This is a genomic window from Sphingomonas sp. LaA6.9 (assembly GCF_022601895.1).
In the GTDB taxonomy this organism is placed as follows: Bacteria; Pseudomonadota; Alphaproteobacteria; order Sphingomonadales; family Sphingomonadaceae; genus Sphingobium_A.
On sequence record NZ_JAKVIO010000002.1, the window covers coordinates 203,713 to 220,605 of the forward strand.

15 protein-coding genes and 2 tRNA genes are annotated in these 16,893 nt (G+C 64.1%); 8 read left to right on the plus strand and 9 right to left on the minus strand.

Going from position 1 to position 16,893, the window contains the following annotated elements:
* The first annotated feature begins 200 nt into the window (after nt 1-200).
* Nucleotides 201-1,517: a cytochrome P450 gene (locus MKI88_RS02120; protein ID WP_241629076.1), complete on the plus strand. Its 1,317-nt coding sequence runs from the start codon at nt 201-203 to the stop codon at nt 1,515-1,517.
* On the plus strand, nt 1,514-1,717 hold the full coding sequence (locus MKI88_RS02125) for a ferredoxin (RefSeq protein ID WP_241629078.1): 204 nt from the start codon (nt 1,514-1,516) through the stop codon (nt 1,715-1,717). The genes MKI88_RS02120 and MKI88_RS02125 overlap by 4 nt, the downstream gene beginning before the upstream one ends.
* 275 nt (nt 1,718-1,992) lie before the next feature.
* Here the strand turns inward: MKI88_RS02125 and MKI88_RS02130 are convergent, their stop codons facing one another.
* From MKI88_RS02130 to MKI88_RS02150, 5 genes are all read right to left on the minus strand, one after another.
* The gene (locus MKI88_RS02130) at nt 1,993-2,523 is read right to left on the minus strand and encodes a dihydrofolate reductase family protein (RefSeq protein ID WP_241629080.1); all 531 of its coding nucleotides are present in this window, start codon (nt 2,521-2,523) and stop codon (nt 1,993-1,995) included.
* Between the two features lie 107 nt (nt 2,524-2,630).
* Nucleotides 2,631-2,942: a DUF952 domain-containing protein gene (locus MKI88_RS02135; RefSeq protein ID WP_241629135.1), complete on the minus strand. Its 312-nt coding sequence runs from the start codon at nt 2,940-2,942 to the stop codon at nt 2,631-2,633.
* A 132-nt stretch (nt 2,943-3,074) separates the two neighbouring features.
* Nucleotides 3,075-5,729 (minus strand): DNA gyrase subunit A, encoded by a 2,655-nt coding sequence (gyrA, locus tag MKI88_RS02140; protein ID WP_241629138.1) that lies wholly within the window; start codon nt 5,727-5,729, stop codon nt 3,075-3,077.
* Between the two features lie 181 nt (nt 5,730-5,910).
* The gene (locus MKI88_RS02145; RefSeq protein WP_241629083.1) at nt 5,911-6,546 is read right to left on the minus strand and encodes an SDR family oxidoreductase; all 636 of its coding nucleotides are present in this window, start codon (nt 6,544-6,546) and stop codon (nt 5,911-5,913) included.
* Nucleotides 6,543-7,301, minus strand: coding sequence for a YaaA family protein (locus tag MKI88_RS02150; RefSeq protein WP_241629086.1), 759 nt, complete (start codon nt 7,299-7,301; stop codon nt 6,543-6,545). The genes MKI88_RS02145 and MKI88_RS02150 overlap by 4 nt, the downstream gene beginning before the upstream one ends.
* A 193-nt stretch (nt 7,302-7,494) precedes the next feature.
* Here MKI88_RS02150 and MKI88_RS02155 point away from each other — a divergent pair, with 193 nt between their 5' ends.
* Nucleotides 7,495-8,757 carry a hypothetical protein gene (locus MKI88_RS02155; RefSeq protein WP_241629089.1) on the plus strand — a complete coding sequence of 421 codons (1,263 nt, stop codon included), beginning with the start codon at nt 7,495-7,497 and terminating at the stop codon, nt 8,755-8,757.
* A 74-nt stretch (nt 8,758-8,831) separates the two neighbouring features.
* On the opposite strand, the gene MKI88_RS02160 is transcribed toward MKI88_RS02155, so the two are convergent.
* A complete protein-coding gene (locus MKI88_RS02160) occupies nt 8,832-9,311 on the minus strand; it encodes an Lrp/AsnC family transcriptional regulator (protein WP_241629093.1) in 480 nt (159 codons plus the stop codon).
* A 153-nt stretch (nt 9,312-9,464) separates the two neighbouring features.
* On the opposite strand from MKI88_RS02160, the gene MKI88_RS02165 reads away from it, so the two are divergent.
* The 4 genes from MKI88_RS02165 to MKI88_RS02180 all read left to right on the plus strand — a co-directional run bounded on the left by MKI88_RS02165 (nt 9,465) and on the right by MKI88_RS02180 (nt 12,551).
* The gene (locus MKI88_RS02165; protein WP_241629097.1) at nt 9,465-11,138 is read left to right on the plus strand and encodes a HAMP domain-containing sensor histidine kinase; all 1,674 of its coding nucleotides are present in this window, start codon (nt 9,465-9,467) and stop codon (nt 11,136-11,138) included.
* A gap of 5 nt (nt 11,139-11,143) precedes the next feature.
* Complete coding sequence (locus MKI88_RS02170) at nt 11,144-12,193, plus strand: polysaccharide deacetylase family protein (protein ID WP_241629099.1); 1,050 nt, start codon at nt 11,144-11,146, stop codon at nt 12,191-12,193.
* 51 nt (nt 12,194-12,244) lie between these two features.
* Nucleotides 12,245-12,320 (plus strand) — tRNA-Ile (locus MKI88_RS02175).
* 154 nt (nt 12,321-12,474) lie between these two features.
* A tRNA-Pro gene (locus MKI88_RS02180) sits at nt 12,475-12,551 on the plus strand.
* Nucleotides 12,552-12,560: 9 nt separating this feature from the next.
* On the opposite strand, the gene MKI88_RS02185 is transcribed toward MKI88_RS02180, so the two are convergent.
* From MKI88_RS02185 to MKI88_RS02195, 3 genes are all read right to left on the minus strand, one after another.
* Entirely contained in the window at nt 12,561-12,842 is a 282-nt protein-coding gene (locus MKI88_RS02185) for a response regulator transcription factor (RefSeq protein ID WP_241629102.1), read from the minus strand.
* Nucleotides 12,843-13,092: 250 nt separating this feature from the next.
* Complete coding sequence (locus MKI88_RS02190) at nt 13,093-13,344, minus strand: hypothetical protein (protein ID WP_241629106.1); 252 nt, start codon at nt 13,342-13,344, stop codon at nt 13,093-13,095.
* A 103-nt stretch (nt 13,345-13,447) separates the two neighbouring features.
* Entirely contained in the window at nt 13,448-14,803 is a 1,356-nt protein-coding gene (locus MKI88_RS02195) for a M20/M25/M40 family metallo-hydrolase (RefSeq protein WP_241629108.1), read from the minus strand.
* A 223-nt stretch (nt 14,804-15,026) separates the two neighbouring features.
* Between MKI88_RS02195 and ettA the strand changes: the two genes are divergently transcribed.
* Nucleotides 15,027-16,706 (plus strand): energy-dependent translational throttle protein EttA, encoded by a 1,680-nt coding sequence (ettA, locus tag MKI88_RS02200; RefSeq protein ID WP_241629112.1) that lies wholly within the window; start codon nt 15,027-15,029, stop codon nt 16,704-16,706.
* Nucleotides 16,707-16,893: the final 187 nt, after the last annotated feature.

Genomic DNA, 16,893 nt, shown 5'->3' on the forward strand with positions numbered 1-16,893 from the left:
TTGCGGCCTTTCCCAAAAGCTGCCGCCCCTTGCCTCTTCATCCGGGCGACCGTCAGCGACCAGCGTGGATCGTTGGGGCGATGAGCATTTGTATCCGGGGCGGACTCGTGGCCGATGCGCGGCGATATTGTTATACGCCGGGTCGGCTTTCAGCCGATTGTGAACCGTGAATATGCCGGCGGCGCGCCAAAGGAGAGAACATGAACGACACGCCCAACGAGTTTGAAGCGCATGATTTCTTCCGCAGCGACCGGTTCATCAACGATCCGTACGCCTATTTCGATTACCTGAGAGACCAGTCTCCGGTCGTTCGTGAGCCGCATCAGGGCATCGTCATGGTAACGGGCTACAACGAAGCGCTCGAGGTTTATAACGATCCCGCGCGCTTTTCCTCCTGCATGTCGACGACGGGACCGTTCGCGGGCTGCCCCATTCCGCTGGCGGGACGCGAAAACGACGATATTTCCGAGCTGATTGAAGAATATCGCGACCAGACGCCGTTCAGCGATCAGCTCCCGACCATGGATCCGCCGGAGCACACCGCCCACCGGGCGTTGCTGATGTCGCTCATCACCCCGAAGCGCCTCAAGGAAAATGAGGACTTCATGTGGAAGCTGGCCGACGAACAGATCGACACCTTCCTTTCGCGTGGCGCGTGCGAGTTCATGGACGCCTTCGCCCAGCCCTTCGCCGTACTCGTCGTATCCGACCTGCTGGGCGTGCCGCCCGAGGATCGGGTAGAGTTCCGCAAGCACCTCATACGCGTGGAGCAGGAGAGTGGCGGAGCCGTGGTCGGCGGCACGGACGGCGAAGTCACGCACGGGCCGCTGGTCTTTCTCTACGATAAATTCTCGGCCTATATCGAAGACCGCAGGCGCAATCCGAGAGAGGACGTCCTTACCGGACTCGCCAAAGCCACCTTCCCCGGCGGCGGGGTGCCGGAGCCGATCGAGGTCGCCCGGGTTGCCGCCAACCTGTTCTCCGCCGGACAGGAAACCACGGTGCGACTGCTGAGCTACGCCTTCAAGGTGATCGGCGAGCGCCCCGACATTCAGCAACGCCTTCGCGCGGATCGCAGCCTCATCCCCAATTTCGTCGAGGAATGCCTGCGGATCGAGGGACCGGTGAAGGGCGACTTCCGACTGGCGAAAAAGCCGACGAGCCTGGGTGGCGTCGATATTCCGGCGGGCACGTTCCTCTATATCTCCAACAGCGCCGCCAACCGGGATTCGCGCAAGTTCGAAAACCCCGGCGAGTTCGAGCTGGACCGGAAGAACGCGCGGCTGCATGTCGCATTCGGCGCGGGCCGCCATGCCTGTCCCGGCGCGCCGCTTGCGCGCGCCGAGACGGTCGTCGCGCTCAACCGCATGTTCGACCGGACCAGCGACATTCGCATCGACGAGAAGGTCCACGGGCCGGCTGGCGCGCGACGCTACAGCTATCTGCCGACCTTCATCCTGCGCGGATTGACGCACATCGCCATCGAGTTCGACCCGGTGGAGGCTGTCGCAAGATGAAAGTCCGCGTCGACACGGACCTGTGCGCCGGTTTCGGGATCTGCGTGGGGATCTGCCCCGAGGTGTTCGAACTGCACGACGACGGCTACGCCACCGTGCTGGTCAGCGAGGTGCCGCCGGAACTCGAGGAGCTGGTGCGCCGGGCGGCCGACCAGTGCCCGACGCAAGCGATTTCCCTCATTGACGACTCGTCCGCCTGACAGAAATCGGCGAGGACGGGCCTTTGTTTCTGAAACCTGCCGGTCGGCAAACGCCGGCTTCTTTGCCCCTCCCTGCAAGGGAGGGGTTAGGGGTGGGTATCGCCGTTAGGCGATCAAAACACGGGCTTTAGAGGGGCTCGCTCCGCTCGCTACCCACCCCCAGCCCCTCCCTTGCAGGGAGGGGAGCACGTTGCGCTCGACCTCCGCTCGCCAAGACTTTCCGGACATCACGGAGCAATATTCCGCCGATAGAAGCGGTGGATCCGGCGTCGCGATCAGGCAGGAACGTAGGTCAACCTGATCACGTCCTCGTCCATTCGATCGCTGGCCACGAGGCGGAGCCGCGGCCGCGGGGCGGCGAAGAATGGCTTGCCGTGGCCCAGCACGACCGGGTGGAGGTAAATTCGATACGCATCGATAAGGCCAAGGTCGGTCAGGCTTCGTGCCAGGTCCGGTCCGCCGACTTCAAACTCCCCGTCGAGTTCAGCCTTCAGCCCGCGTATCACCGCCTCGAAGTCATCTCCGACGAGGGTGGCGTTGGGACCGACTGACTTCAGCGAGCGCGACACGACCCATTTCGGCTGGTTCCGCCACGCCTCCGCGAAGTCGCGTTCGTCGGCACCCCACTCGGGATGATCATCGTCCCAATAGCGCATGACCTCGTACAAGCTGCGACCGTACACGCTGCCCGCCTGCTCGCGCGCCTGCTCGATGAAATGACGGAAGAGCGCGGGGCCTGGCGCAAACGCCATGTGATCGACATAGCCGTCCAGCGACTGGTTCATTCCAAAGACGAGCTTCGCCATGCTGCAAGGCCTCCACCCCGGGGGGGCTTCAGCATAGCTTGAGCCGATGTGGCACGCCACTTTGTCGGAGTGGTCCCTGCTCCGTCGCTTGCAGGGAGCGTCCCGGATCAGAGCGTCGGCATCTCCGCCGCCTCGACGATCGCGCTCATCGGCAGGTCGCCGTAGAGATGCGGAAACAATTGTCCGCCGCGCGAGAGTTCCCATTTCACGGCATCGCCAAGCCGGGTCAGGTCGACTTTCGCAAGGACCAGGCCGGACTGTCCTGCGAAATGCCTTGCCGCCGTCTCGGCGACCTGTTCGGCCGTCGACATGTGGATATAGCCGTCCGCCAGATCCACGGGCGCGCCCCTGAACACGTCTGCGGCCTGGAACTCGGTCCATTGATCCTCGGTCAGGATCTTGTAGGCGAAGTCGCTCATCATAATTCGCCGCTCAGCCTGAGGAGAGGCTGAGCCCGGCGAAGCCTCGTCTCGAAGGCACGTCGCGTTGTCCTTCGAGACACCGCTTCGGCTTCGCTCAGCGGTTCCTCAGGATGAGCGGATCCAGTGAGTTCATGCTTCACTGGCAGGTGCTTCGCCGAGCTCTGCGTCGACACCGTCCTCCGCCACGTCCTCCTCACCGCTGTCAGCGATCTTCGCGGCCGAGACGACATGCTCGTTGTCGGCGACGTTGAACAGGCGCACGCCCGCGCTGTTGCGCCCGATGACCCTGAGCGAATCCAGACCCATGCGGATCAGCTTGGCCTGATCGGTGACGAGCATCAGCTGGTCGCTGCGCTCGGCGGGGAAGCTCGCGACGACGAGGCCGTTGCGTGCGATATTGTCGATATTGGTGATGCCCTGACCACCGCGGCCCGTGCGGCGATACTCATAGGCCGACGACAGCTTGCCATAGCCGTTGGTGCAGACCGTGAGGATGAACTGCTCGCGCTCTGCCAGCTCGGCGAAGCGTTCGGCCGCCATCTGGGGAGCACCTTCCTTTTCGGCCTTCCAGGGTGCGAAGCGCAGATAATCCTCGCGCTCCTCCTGATCCTTCACGCCCGCGCGGTGCAGGATCGAGAGCGAGATCACCTCATCGCCCGCACCAAGCCTGATGCCGCGCACACCCGTCGAGTTGCGGCTCTGGAATTCGCGCACATCGTCGCCGGGGAAGCGGATCGCCTTGCCCTGTCGCGTCGCGAGGAGGACGTCGTCATTCTCCTCGAGCAGCGCGACGCCTATCAGGCGGTCATCCTCGTCTTCGCCCTCGAACTTCATGGCGATCTTGCCGTTCGAGGGGATGTTGGTGAACGCGTCCATCGAGTTGCGGCGCACCGAACCCTTGGCGGTCGCGAACATGACGTGGAGCTTGCCCCATTCGTCCTCGTCCTCGGGCAGCGGGAGCACGGTCGAGATCGTCTCACCCTCGGCGAGCGGCAACAGGTTGATGAGCGGACGCCCGCGCGTCGCGGGCCCGCCTTCGGGCAGGCGCCACACCTTCATGCGGTAGACCTTGCCGTGCGTCGAGAAGAACAGCACCGGCGTGTGCGTGCTGGTGACGAACAGGTTGGTGACGACGTCCTCTTCCTTGGTCGCCATGCCTGCGCGGCCCTTGCCGCCACGCGCCTGAGCGCGGAACGTATCGAGCGTGGTGCGCTTGATATAGCCCTGCATGGTCACGGTGACGACCATCTCCTCGCGCTCGATCAGGTCCTCGTCGTCGATGCCGTCGGCAGCGGGGGCGATGATGGTCTTGCGCGGGGTCGCGAATTCGTCGCGCACCGCCTCGAGCTCCTCGCGCATCACCGCATAGAGCTTCACGCGGTCGGCGAGGATCGCGAGCAGTTCGGCGATGCTCGAGGCGAGCGTCTGGAGTTCGCCGCCGATCTCGTCGCGGCCGAGTGCGGTCAGGCGGTGGAGGCGCAGGTCGAGAATCGCGCGGACCTGCAGGTCGGAGAGCTGATAGGTATCGCCCTCGACCTCATGCTCGACGGCCTCGACGAGCTTGATATAGGGCGCGATCTCGGCGACGGGCCACTCGCGCGCGAGCAGCGCGGCGCGCGCCTCGGCAGGGCTCGACGATCCGCGGATGATGCGGACGACTTCATCGAGATTGGTGACCGCGATGACGAGGCCGAGCAAGATATGCGCGCGCTCGCGTGCCTTTTTCAGCTCGAACTTCGAACGGCGAGTGATCACCTCCTCGCGGAACTTCACGAAGGATTCGATGATGTCCCTCAGCGCCAGCGTCTCGGGGCGGCCGCCGCGGATCGCGAGCATGTTCGCGGGAAAGCTCGACTGCGCAGGCGTGTGGCGCCAGAGCTGGTTGAGCACGACCTCGGGGGTCGCGTCGCGCTTCAGGTCGATGACGATGCGCACGCCCAGACGGTTCGATTCGTCGCGGATGTCGCTGATGCCCTCGATCCGCTTGTCCTTGGCGGCCTCGGCGATCTTTTCGACGAGCCCGGACTTGCCGGTCTGATAGGGGATCTCGGTCAGCACGATCGAGCGACGATCGCCGCGGCCTTCCTCGACATCATATTTGGAGCGCACGATGATCGAGCCACGGCCGGTATGATAGGCGCTGCGCGCACCCGCCTGGCCGAGGATCGTGGCGCCCGTCGGGAAGTCGGGGCCGGGGATGATCCCGATCAGTTCCTCGGTCGTGATCGCCGGATTTTCCATCATCGCAAGGCAGCCCGCGATGACTTCGCCGAGATTGTGCGGCGGAATGTTGGTCGCCATGCCGACCGCGATGCCGCCCGCGCCATTGACGAGCAGGTTGGGGAAGCGCGCGGGGAGCACCTGCGGCTCGCTTTCCGACGCGTCATAGTTGGGCGTGAAGTCGACGGTGTCCTTGTCGAGATCGTCGAGCAGGCTGTTGGCGACCTTGGCGAGACGCGCCTCGGTGTAACGCATCGCGGCGGGCTCGTCGGGGTCCATCGAGCCGAAATTGCCTTGGCCGTCCATGAGCATGACGCGCATCGACCAGTCCTGCGCGAGACGCGCCAGAGCCATGTAGATCGCGCTGTCGCCGTGCGGGTGATATTTACCCATGACGTCGCCGACGATGCGGCTGCACTTGCGATAGGGCCGCCCCGCGACATAGCCCGCCTCGTGGCACGCATAGAGGATGCGGCGATGCACGGGCTTGAGGCCATCGCGCACGTCGGGAAGCGCGCGGCTGACGATCACCGACATGGCGTAGTCGAGATAGCTCGACTTCATCTCATCGACGATGTTGATGGGCGTAATGTCCGAAGGATCGGCGAGCAGTGTCTCGTCGGTGCTCAAAGTGCTGCTTTCAGAAAGTGAATCCGTTGATCGACCATCTCTAGAGCATGGGCGAAATCATTTCCAGCCCTCGCGCACGCGCATGCGCGCGTACGCGTGCGCGAGAACGCTGCTGTCAGGGCGCGATCTCGGTGCCGTCCCAGGAAAGGAACTTGCCGCTGTCGCGGATGCCCAAACCCTCGATCGCATCGAGGAGCTGCAACGCAGTACGCTCGGGGTCGGGCCCCGTTCCCGGATCGATCGCGACGATCGCCGCGCGCTGGCCGCTGCGCGTGCTCTCGATCGCCAGCGTCTTCGCCAGCATGTTGAGCGCCGCCTTGGATGCGCGATAGCCATAAGCGCCGCCGAGGCGGTTGTCGGTCAGGCTCGCGTCGCGCGCGGACAGCATCGCGAATACCGGCGTGCCGCTCTTTTCCAGCAGCGGCAGGAAATGCTTTGCAACAAGTGCGGGGCCGATCGCGTTGACGGCGAAGCCCTCCGCCATCCGGTCACGATCGAGATCGGCAACCGAGGCCTCGGCAGAAGCACGATATCCCGTGGCGACGATCACGAGCGAAGGCGCGGGCCCCGCGGCGACACGTAAGGCTGCGGCCGCGATGCTGTGTTCGTCGAGAATATCGAGATGATCCACGCCGCTCCGGCTGCGCGCAAAACCATAGACGCGGCCATACGCGCCTTCGTCAATCAGGGCCGCCTCGGTCGCCGCGCCGATCCTGCCCGATGCGCCGATAACGACGGCCGACGCGTTCATCGGCGGATGAAACGCCAGACGTCGCCTTCGGTGCCTTCGGGATCAAAGGCATAGCCGTCGCTGTCGAAGCCCTTCAGCGCTTCCGGATCGGTCAGTCGATGTTCGCACAGGTAGCGCGCCATCATGCCGCGCGCGCGCTTGGCGGCGAAACTGTTGAAACGCAGGTCGCCATTGGGCCCGATTTCGCGAAAATCGACGGTGATGACGCGAACATGTTCGGGCAGCCGATTCTTGACCGCGCCCCAATATTCCTGGCTGGCCAGATTGATGATCGTGTCGTGGCCTTCGGTGGCAAGGTCAGCGACCGCGAGGTCCGCGATGCGATTGCCCCAGAAACCGTAGAGATCGCCGGTCGCGGGCGCCCAGCGCGTCCCCATTTCGAGGCGATAGGGGCGGATGCCGTCGAGCGGGCGCAGCAGGCCGTAGAGCCCCGAGAGGATGCGGATGCGATCCTGCGCGAAGGTGATGGCCTCTGCGGGCAGGCTCTTCGCTTCGAAACCGGTATATACGTCGCCCGCGAACGCAAAGAGCGCGGGGCGGGTGGGCAGATTTTCGAAATTCGCGTAGCGCTCGGCGTTGAGCACCGCGAGATTCTCCGAGATGTCCATGATTGCCTGCAACCGTGCCGCCGAAAGTTCCGACGCGGCGCCTGCGAGAATCATCGATTCGGTCTCGAAACGGGGCAAAGTTTCGGCGAAGGGCGGGATTGCCGACTTGTAATCAAGCGTCTTGGCGGGGGACAGAAAGGCAAGCATCGGGGCCCGCTAGCGCAAAGCCCCCGAAGAGGTCAAAGCTATACCGCGCCAAAATCGTTAAAGCGCGGTTCAGCGCGGGAACCACAAAGCAGGCGGGTGGTTGTGAGGCTTGTGTGTCGGGTCGCGCGCGACTAGGCACGCGTTAACGCGCGTGCAGAACGCGAAGCCTCGGTTGCAGCAGGAGAATTGATCGATGAAGGTGGTTTCGAAGGCGACGCTCGGTCTCGCGCTCGCGCTTGGTTCGGTCTCGATGATGGCCGCGGTTCCCGCGCAGGCGCAGAAGGACAAGAAAGAAAAGGAAGCTGCCAGCAAGGGCCCCCAGCTTAAGCTGAGCAAGGAATTCCGCGCCGCGATGGCTCCTGTCGACGCCGCCTCCAAGGCGGGCGACTATGCCGGCGCGCTCACCGCAATTGCGGGCATCGAGGCGTCGGCCACCACGCCCGATGAAAAATATGTGTTGAACCAGTACCGGCTCGACGCGGCGGTCAAGACGCAGAACGCCAAGGAACAGTCGAAGGCGATCGACAACATGCTCGCCACCGGGCTCGTGCCCGCCTCCGAATCCGCCAAGTTCCAGTTCTATCTGGGCAAATTCGCATATCAGGCCAATGACCTGGCCAAGGCGGAAACCGCACTCGGCGCGGCCGCCGCGGCTGGATATGACACGACCGAACTGCACCTGACGCAGGCCCAGCTCTATTCGAAGCAGAACAAGGCGCCCCAGGCGCTTGCCGCGCTGGAAAAGGCAATTGCCGGGCAAAAGGCTTCGGGCCAGGCGGTTCCCGCCGACTGGTACGCATTCGGCATCAGCCAGGCGTACAAGAGCAAGGACATCCCGGCGACGGCGCGGTGGTCGTCCATGCAGCTCGCCGCCTATCCGACGCCGGAAAACTGGCGCCAGGCGCTCGTGCTCTACCGCGACAGCGGCAATCTGGGCCGCAAGGTCGAGCTCGACGTGTTCCGCCTGATGCGCGCGACCAACTCGCTCGCCGGCGAGCGCGACTATTATGACTATGCCTATGTCGCCAATCAGGATGGTCTGCCGGGCGAAGCCAAGACCGCGATCGATCTGCTGAAGTCGAAGGGCGCGACCTCGAACCGGAGCATCAACGAGCTCTATACCGAGGTTTCGGGCAAGGTCAGCGCCGACAAGGCGAGCCTCGCCACTGAAGAGAAGCGCGCCGGATCCGCGCCCAATGGCGTGCTCGCCGCAGGAACGGGCAACGCGTATCTTGGCTATGGCGAATATGCCAAGGCGGTTCCGCTGCTCCAGACCGCGCTCACCAAGGGCGGCGTCGACGCCGATGAGGTCAACACGCGCCTTGGCATCGCACTTGCGCTGTCGGGCCAGAAGGAAGAAGCCAAGAAGGTTTTCACCACCGTCAAGGGCGCGCGCACGGGTATCGCGCAGTTCTGGCTGACCTGGCTCAATCAGGGCGCCGCACCGGCGGCCTGATCGGATATCGCATCAACAGAAAAGGGCGGCGGGGCACAAGCTCCGCCGCCCTTTTCGTTGGAATGACGTGCGTCCTAGACTTCGCCCTCGAGCGGAACGCCGGGCTGGAATTTGGAGCGGCGGATCGTCAGCGACGTCTTGACGCTCGACACATTGGGTGCGGGCGTCAGCTTGGACGTCAGGAAATCCTGAAAGCTCTGCAGGTCCCTGGCGACGATCTTGAGCAGAAAATCGATCTCGCCATTGAGCATGTGGCACTCGCGCACCTCGGCCAGATCGGCGATGTGCTTTTCGAACGCCTGGAGATCGGCCTCGGCCTGGCTCTTGAGGCTGACCATCGCGAAGATCGTGATGCCATAGCCGAGCGCGGCTTGATCGAGCCGGGCATTATAGCCCTGAATCACACCCGCATCCTCGAGACTGCGTACGCGACGAAGGCAGGGCGGGGCGGTCAGCCCGATTTTCGAGGCAAGTTCGACATTGGTCATGCGCCCATCCGACTGGAGGTGCGCGAGGATCTGTCGGTCAATATCGTCGATGGTCAATTGGGCCATGTTAGCGAACATCCATACTCAAAACTGCATCGGCTTATAATTTAATTACGATGGAATGCAATTGTCCCACATTGCGACGTGTCAGATTCAATGCTTCCTATCCCGGCCCGGCTTGGCTATCGAGTGCGATCAAGCCACCCACAGGAGACAGCTTTGCGCTTCGACGACATGGCCGCCACGGTGATTGCGCGGGTCGGCGCAAGCCCCGAGGCGCGCGCGGTCGCCTGGAACCAGCTGGTCGATCTCGCCGCCCAGCGGCGCGGTGATTCCGAAGATCCCAACGCTCTCTATGTCGTGCTCCGCAAGTGGCGGGCCGTCGTGCCCGTCGAGCGGCGGCGTCTTGCCGCTGAATCGCTGGTGGGCAGACCCATCCCCGCAGCGCTGTTCGCTTATTTCGCCAGCGATGCGCTGGCAGTCTGTGCGCCGCTAGCGCGTAGTGTCCAGCTGAGCCCCGTGGAATGGCGCGCGTTGCTGCCGCGCCTGCCCGTGCCCGTCCGCGCGCTGCTGCGGCACCGTAACGATCTCGACCCCGAGACGGTGCGCGCGCTCGAAAGTTTCGGCCCCGCGGATCGCGTCATCGCGGCTCCCGAACCCGTTTCCGCGAGCAAGCCCAAGCGCGGGGAGATCATGCCGCCGGTCGAAACGCCGGCCGAGATGGAAGCGCCAATGGGTGGCGGCGTGCAGATTCGCGAACTGGTGAACCGGATCGAGGCGTATCGTCGTCATCGCCCTGCCCAAAAAACCCTGGAGCCACGCGCGGCTCCGGCAACCGAGACGCGTGCCGAAAATTTCCGTTTCGAAACCGGCGCCGACGGCGTGCTGATCTGGATCGACGGGGCGCCGCGCGGACCTTTGGTGGGGGTGTCGATCGCAACGCCCGCGGACCGGCCCGATCACGGCGTTGATGGATATGCCGCGGGTGCGTTTCGCCGGCGCGCCCCCTTTCGCGATGCGCGCCTGACGATCCCCGGCACAGGTGAAGTGGCCGGCGAATGGCGCATCTCGGCAGTGCCTTTCTTCAACGCGCATGACGGGCGGTTCACGGGCTATCGCGGCACAGCGCGACGCCCACGCGTCGACGAGGTTGCACGCAGCGCCGCTTCGCAGGGGCTTTATGGCTCCGCACTGCGTCCCGAATCGCTCCGCCAGCTCGTCCATGAACTGCGCACCCCGCTCAATGCGATCATGGGCTTTGCGGAGATGATCGACGGCCAGATGCTCGGCCCCGCCGCGCAGGATTACCGCGCGCGGGCGATCGATATCGTGAGCGAGGCGCGCAAGCTGCTCGGCGCGGTCGACGACCTCGATACCGCGGCACGCGTCGACAGCAACGCGCTCAGGCTGCGCAGCAGCCATGTCGATGGCGCCGGCCTGCTCTCGCGCATCTGCGTCGAACTCGCTCCGCTGACGGGAGAGCGTCACGTCTCGCTCGATCTGGCGGTGGCGGCCGACCTCCCCGAGATGACGGTCGATCCGATCGCGCTCGAACGCATGTTCTCGCGCCTGCTATCGGCGGTGATCGCGGTCTCGGGCCGTGGCGAGGCATTGACGATCCGACTGGCGACTGAGGCACGTGGCCAGGTCACACTGAGCGTCGCACGGCCGAAAGCGCTGGTCGATCAGGAGGAGCGCGCGCTGCTCGATCCGGGTTACAGTCCCGACGGCGACTGGCCCGACGCGCCACTGCTCGGGCTCGGCTTTGCGCTGCGCCTCGTCCGCAATCTCGCCGAGGCTGCGGGCGGGCGCTTCGCCATTCGCAGCGACAGCTTTGCGCTGATCCTGCCGGGCGCGGCGCGCAGTGTGGGGACGGGTGAAGGCAATGGCTGAGCGTCTTGCCGCCAGGTGACGCAGGCCGCGCCGCGACGGGCGCGGGCCGGATCGACATTCCGCCGCCAGAGGCCATGATCGCGCGCTACCCCGACGGCGATGCGCCGCGATTCATGGTGTTCGTCGACACCGAAGAGGAATTCGACTGGCGCGCACCGCTCAGCCGTGACGGTCATGGCACGCGACACGTCCATGCCATCCCCGCGATGCAGAAGGTCTTCGAGGATGCCGGCATCGCCCCGACCTATCTCGTCGACCACCCGATCGCGGACAGCGACGCCGCGGTGGAGGTCCTCCGCCCGGTTCTTGAGCGCGGCGCATGCGCGATCGGCGCGCAGCTCCATCCCTGGGTCGGTCCGCCCTTCGACGAAGCGCTGACGCCCGCCAACAGTTTTGCGGGAAACCTTCCCGCGTCGCTGGAGCGCGCCAAGATCACGCGACTCACCCAGCGTATCGTCGAACGATTCGGCCAGGCCCCGTCGACCTACCGCGCGGGCCGTTACGGGATCGGTGCGAACAGCGCCGCAATCCTTGAAGAGCTTGGCTATCGGCTCGACGTCTCGGTGCGCGCGGGCTTCGACTATAGCGGCGAGGGCGGGCCCGATTTCACCGGATACGGGTCAGCGCCTTTCTGGGCCGGCCCGAGCGGAGATCTTCTCGCGCTCCCGCTGACGACCGCCTATGTCGGCGCGATGCGCGGCTTCGGCCGCAGGCTGAACCGGCTTGCCGGGATCCAGGCGCATCTGCGCGGATTTCTCGCACATACCGGCATCTTCGCGCGCATTCCGCTGACGCCGGAAGGCGTTTCGGCGGCGGAAGCGCAGGAAGCGATCCGTGTGCTGGCGGGGGAGGGGTGCAAGGTCTTCAGCCTCTCCTTCCATTCGCCCTCACTCGAGCCGGGTCATACGGATTATGTGCGCAATGCCGCTGATCTGGACGCGTTCTACCGCTGGTGGGATGCGGTGATCGGATTGTTCGATACGCTCGGCGTCCCTCCGTCGCGCGCGGCAGATTTCGTCGAGGCGATGGCTGCCAATCGCCAGCGCACGCCGTAATGGCCTTGCAATGCGCGACATCCCTCCGCTATCGCGGGCGCGCGCATGGCGGGGCCTGTAGCTCAATGGTTAGAGCTGGCCGCTCATAACGGCTAGGTTGCGGGTTCGAGTCCTGCCGGGCCCACCAGCGCAACGGCACAGAGCAACGCCGCTCATGTCGCGATCAGCGCACATTTTAGCGGCCCAGACAGCTTCACCGCCGCCCTGTTCGCGTCAAATCGTTCTGGCCTGCGCATTCTGCTTGGCAAGCCGCCCCTTTAAGGGATAGAGGGCCTCGGCGTCGGGGAGTGGCGCAGTCTGGTAGCGCACCTGGTTTGGGACCAGGGGGCCGTAGGTTCGAATCCTATCTCCCCGACCATCTTCAAAATCATGCTGAAATCATGGCCAGTTCCGGCGTACCCGGCGTCAGCGTCGGTGCGCCGTGGGTCTTCTGGGTTATGACCAGCAGTCCGCGCGCGCAGGCGCGTGCGATCATGTGCGTGCGGTTGCGTGCGCCGACCTTCAGACGAAGATTGTCGATGTGCCGTTCCACCGTGCGCGGCGCGATCGCCATGAGCCGCGCGATCGCCTTTGCCGATAGCCCGTGCGACACCAGCTGCAACACCTCGCACTCGCGCGCTGTCAGTCTTTCACAGCTTGCGTGTTCCATCTTCAAGCCCCTCCCGAAACGGATGAGGCGACCCTGTACGGCGGCCAGGATATTGACGCCGTGGAAACAGAATTAGAGCAACGTGAAAGATTTGGATTGGAGGAAAACGACGTCGGATTTTTCCCAGTTTTTCGGGCTGATCCGCGACTCACCGACCAATTCGGTAGACAAAAGAAAACGGACGATCCGTGAGGATCGCCCGTTTTGCTTTTTGCGCCCTGGCCGCACGAGGCGACGCAGGGGGAGCAAATTACTGTGCGTTGGTCGTCGCGTTCTCGACGGCGTTCGCAGCGTTGTCCACCGCGTTCGCAGCGTTCTCGGTCGCGTTGACGGCCGCATTCGCGGTGTCAGCGGTCACGTTCTCAGCAGCGGCTTCGACGTTCTCAGCAGCGGCTTCGACGTTCTCGACAGCGTTTTCGACAGCGTTTTCAGCAGGCTTTTCACCGCAGGCGGCCAGGGTCATCAGGCCGGCGGCAGCGAGAACGAAAGTGACTTTTTTCATTCGATTTGCTCCCAAGCAAAAAAATTTCGCGTACCGGCCCGTGTGCCGTTCGCGAGCCCTTCAGATAGCGGCGAATCCTGTACCGTCAACGATAAATTGAAGTTTACGGTCGACGGGTCGAAATATTCTCGGGCGCATCGGCGACCACCGAGAGCATCGCCGTCCATGCCGCGACGTTCTGCCGAAGCGCTTTCGGGTCGACCTTGTCGAGCGTGTCGTCGGGGGTGTGATGCAGGTCGAAATAGCGCGTGCCATCCTGATTGAGATCGATGGCCGACACGCCTGCACGGATGACGGGACCCACGTCGGCGCCACCGCCGGCAGCCCCGGAACCACGAACAATACCGAGTGGAAACAGTGCGTTAGCCAGTCTGTCCGCAACAGCCTTTGCGCTATCGGGCAGCTTCGTTTCGAAGCGCCAGATCCGGTCTGCGCCGAAGTCGGACTCGGCGGCAATGGCGTGATTGTCGTCCTTGTGGCGTTCGAAATAGGCCTTGCCGCCAAGCACGCCGATCTCCTCGGCACCGAACCACACAAGGCGAATGGTCCGCCGGGGGCGCCCTGAATCCATGATGCGCTTGGCCGCTGCGGCCGTGATCGCGACACCCGCGGCATCGTCGATGGCTCCGGTGCCCAGATCCCAGCTGTCGAGATGGCCGCCGATCAGCACGATTCCGGCATCGGGATCGCTGCCCGGCACTTCGGCGATGACATTGCCCGACGGACGCACGCCGATGTTGCGCGGGGTGAGCGTGAGTTTCATCCGCACCGCCTTCTTGCGCGCGAAGATGCGTTCGAGATTGTCGGCGTCGGGGTTGGAGAGCGCCGCCGCCGGAATCGGCGCGACGCCCGCCTCGAAACTGGTGTTGCCGGTATGCGGGTTGCGATGACTGTCCGTGCCGATCGAGCGGATGACGATTGCCGCGGCGCCTTTCTTGGCCGCGACATTGGGGCCGGTAAAACGCGCCTGGCCGTAATGGCCATAGCCCGAACCGTCCTGCGTGGGCTTCATCGCATGGCTGACGAAGACGATCTTGTCCTTCACGGCGCTGTCAGGTGCGGCTTTCAGCGCGTCGAAGCTGGGAAAGTAGACGACATCAGCTTCGAGACCCGTCTCGGGCGTCGCGCCGCTGTTGCCCAGGGCGGCGAGGACGAGCGGCTGAGGGTAGGGCAGCGTGATTTCCGCTTTCTCTTCACCGCGTACCCAGACCGGCATGTCGAAAGGCTCGACCCGGACGTTGCTGAACCCGAGCGCCTTCAGCTTCATCACCGCCCAGTCACGCGCGCGCGCCTCGGCCTCGGTGCCGGCCATGCGCTGGCCGATCTCGGTGGTCAGGCCTTCGGTGATATCCCATGCAATGTCGTCCTTGAGCGCCGCGTCGCGCAGATCGGCGGTGCGATCGGGGGCGGCGAATGCGAGCGAAGGAATTGCGGACGCCAGAAGTACAAACTTTTTCATGGGATTGCTTTCCGAATGACGACTATGGGGCGGTGACGCTCTAACATTCCGCGCGCGACAGGGAACACGCTTTTTCCTTATCGATCACGGCCTTGCATTTATCGACTGCGCAGCGCTCTGGACTCGCGCGTCCACATCCCCATATTTGCCAAGCAGCGGGCGCTCGGCTAGGGCGTCGCGCGAATTTCAGCCGCATTCGATTTAAAGACGGAGTCACGTGCCGATGGCCGCGCAGTACAGTTTTGTGATGAAGGGCCTGACCAAGACCTTCCCCGGTCAGCCCAAGCCCGTGCTCGATAACATCAACCTGCAATTCTATCCGGGCACCAAGATCGCGATCATCGGCGTGAACGGCGCCGGTAAGTCGACGCTGATGAAGATCATGGCGGGTTACGACAAGGAGTTCTCGGGCGAGGCGTGGCCCGGCGAGAATATCCGTGTCGGCTATCTGGCGCAGGAACCGCAGCTCGATCCGAAGAAGACCGTCAAGGAGAACGTGATGGACGGCGTCCGCCCCGTCGCGGACCTCGTCGATCGCTTCAACGAAATCTCCAACCTGATGGCCGATCCGCCGGAGGACGTCGATTTCGACAAGCTCATGGAGGAAATGGGCGAGTTGCAGGAAAAGATCGACGCGGTCGATGGCTGGACGCTCGACAACCAGCTCGAGATCGCGATGGAAGCGCTGCGTTGCCCGCCGGGCGACTGGAGCGTCGAGAGCCTTTCGGGCGGTGAGAAGCGCCGCATCGCGCTGTGCCGCCTGCTGCTCGAGAAGCCCGACATTCTGCTGCTCGACGAACCGACCAACCACCTCGACGCCGAAAGCGTCCAGTGGCTCGAGAAGCACCTTGTCGACTATGCCGGCAACGTCATCCTCGTCACCCACGATCGCTACTTCCTCGACAATGTCGTGGGCTGGGTGCTCGAAATCGACCGCGGCAAGGGCCTTCCCTTCGAGGGTAACTATTCGGCATGGCTCGAAGCCAAGGCGAAGCGCATGGAGCAGGAGGGCCGCGAGGAGGCCGGTCGCCAGAAGGCGATCAGGGACGAGCTGGAGTGGATCCGCCAGTCGCCCAAGGCCCGCCAGACCAAGTCCAAGGCGCGTATCAAGGCGTTCGACGAACTCGTCGAAAAACAGGCCAATCGCGCACCCGGCAAGGCGCAGATCCTTATCCAGACGCCCGAGCGTCTGGGTAGCAGCGTGATCGAAGCCAAGGGGCTGACCAAGGCTTATGGCGACAAACTGCTCTTCGAGAATCTCGACTTCAACCTGCCCCCGGGCGGCATCGTCGGCGTCATCGGCCCCAACGGCGCGGGCAAGACCACGCTGTTCAAGCTGATCACCGGTCAGGAACAGCCCGACGGCGGCGAACTCAAGATCGGCCCCACGGTGAAGCTCGGCTATGTCGACCAGAGCCGCGATGCGCTCAACCCCAAGAACAATGTCTGGCAGGAAGTGTCCGACGGCGTCGACATCTTCACCTTCGGCAAGCACGACGTGGCGAGCCGCGCCTATGTCGGTGCGTTCAACTTCAAGGGTTCGGACCAGCAGAAGAATGTCGGCCAGCTCTCGGGCGGTGAACGCAACCGCGTCCACATGGCCAAGATGCTGCGTCAGGGCGGCAACGTGCTGCTGCTCGACGAACCGACCAACGACCTCGACGTCGAGACGCTGCGCGCGCTCGAAGAGGCGCTGGAGAGCTTTGCGGGCTGCGCGGTGGTCATCAGCCACGATCGCTTCTTCCTCGACCGGCTCGCCACGCACATCCTCGCCTTTGAAGGCGACAGCCATGTCGAATGGTTCGAGGGCAATTTCGAGGCCTATGAGGAAGACAAGCGCCGTCGCCTGGGCGACGAGGCCGATCGTCCGCACCGCATGACCTACAAGAAGCTCACGCGCTGAGCTTCAGCCACGGGCAAAGAAAAAGGGCCGACACCGCAAGGCGCCGGCCCTTTTTCGTGGGCGTGCCCGATCTTACTTGATCTTGCGCACCGTGGCGTAGTCGAGGCTCGTCACCAGCTTGCCTTCGGATTCGCTGACCGAGCTCGTGGGCACGCGGACGAAGCGCGCGTCGAAGATGATCGTGACG

Coding starts and splice junctions, on each gene's coding strand:
- gyrA (WP_241629138.1), bottom strand. CDS start 5,729: ATGAAGTCGAGCTATCTCGACTACGCCATGTCGGTGATCGTCAGCCGC.
- MKI88_RS02155 (WP_241629089.1), top strand. CDS start 7,495: ATGAAGGTGGTTTCGAAGGCGACGCTCGGTCTCGCGCTCGCGCTTGGT.
- MKI88_RS02150 (WP_241629086.1), bottom strand. CDS start 7,301: ATGCTTGCCTTTCTGTCCCCCGCCAAGACGCTTGATTACAAGTCGGCA.
- MKI88_RS02195 (WP_241629108.1), bottom strand. CDS start 14,803: ATGAAAAAGTTTGTACTTCTGGCGTCCGCAATTCCTTCGCTCGCATTC.
- ettA (WP_241629112.1), top strand. CDS start 15,027: ATGGCCGCGCAGTACAGTTTTGTGATGAAGGGCCTGACCAAGACCTTC.
- MKI88_RS02145 (WP_241629083.1), bottom strand. CDS start 6,546: ATGAACGCGTCGGCCGTCGTTATCGGCGCATCGGGCAGGATCGGCGCG.
- MKI88_RS02120 (WP_241629076.1), top strand. CDS start 201: ATGAACGACACGCCCAACGAGTTTGAAGCGCATGATTTCTTCCGCAGC.
- MKI88_RS02125 (WP_241629078.1), top strand. CDS start 1,514: ATGAAAGTCCGCGTCGACACGGACCTGTGCGCCGGTTTCGGGATCTGC.
- MKI88_RS02135 (WP_241629135.1), bottom strand. CDS start 2,942: ATGAGCGACTTCGCCTACAAGATCCTGACCGAGGATCAATGGACCGAG.
- MKI88_RS02190 (WP_241629106.1), bottom strand. CDS start 13,344: ATGAAAAAAGTCACTTTCGTTCTCGCTGCCGCCGGCCTGATGACCCTG.
- MKI88_RS02160 (WP_241629093.1), bottom strand. CDS start 9,311: ATGGCCCAATTGACCATCGACGATATTGACCGACAGATCCTCGCGCAC.
- MKI88_RS02130 (WP_241629080.1), bottom strand. CDS start 2,523: ATGGCGAAGCTCGTCTTTGGAATGAACCAGTCGCTGGACGGCTATGTC.
- MKI88_RS02185 (WP_241629102.1), bottom strand. CDS start 12,842: ATGGAACACGCAAGCTGTGAAAGACTGACAGCGCGCGAGTGCGAGGTG.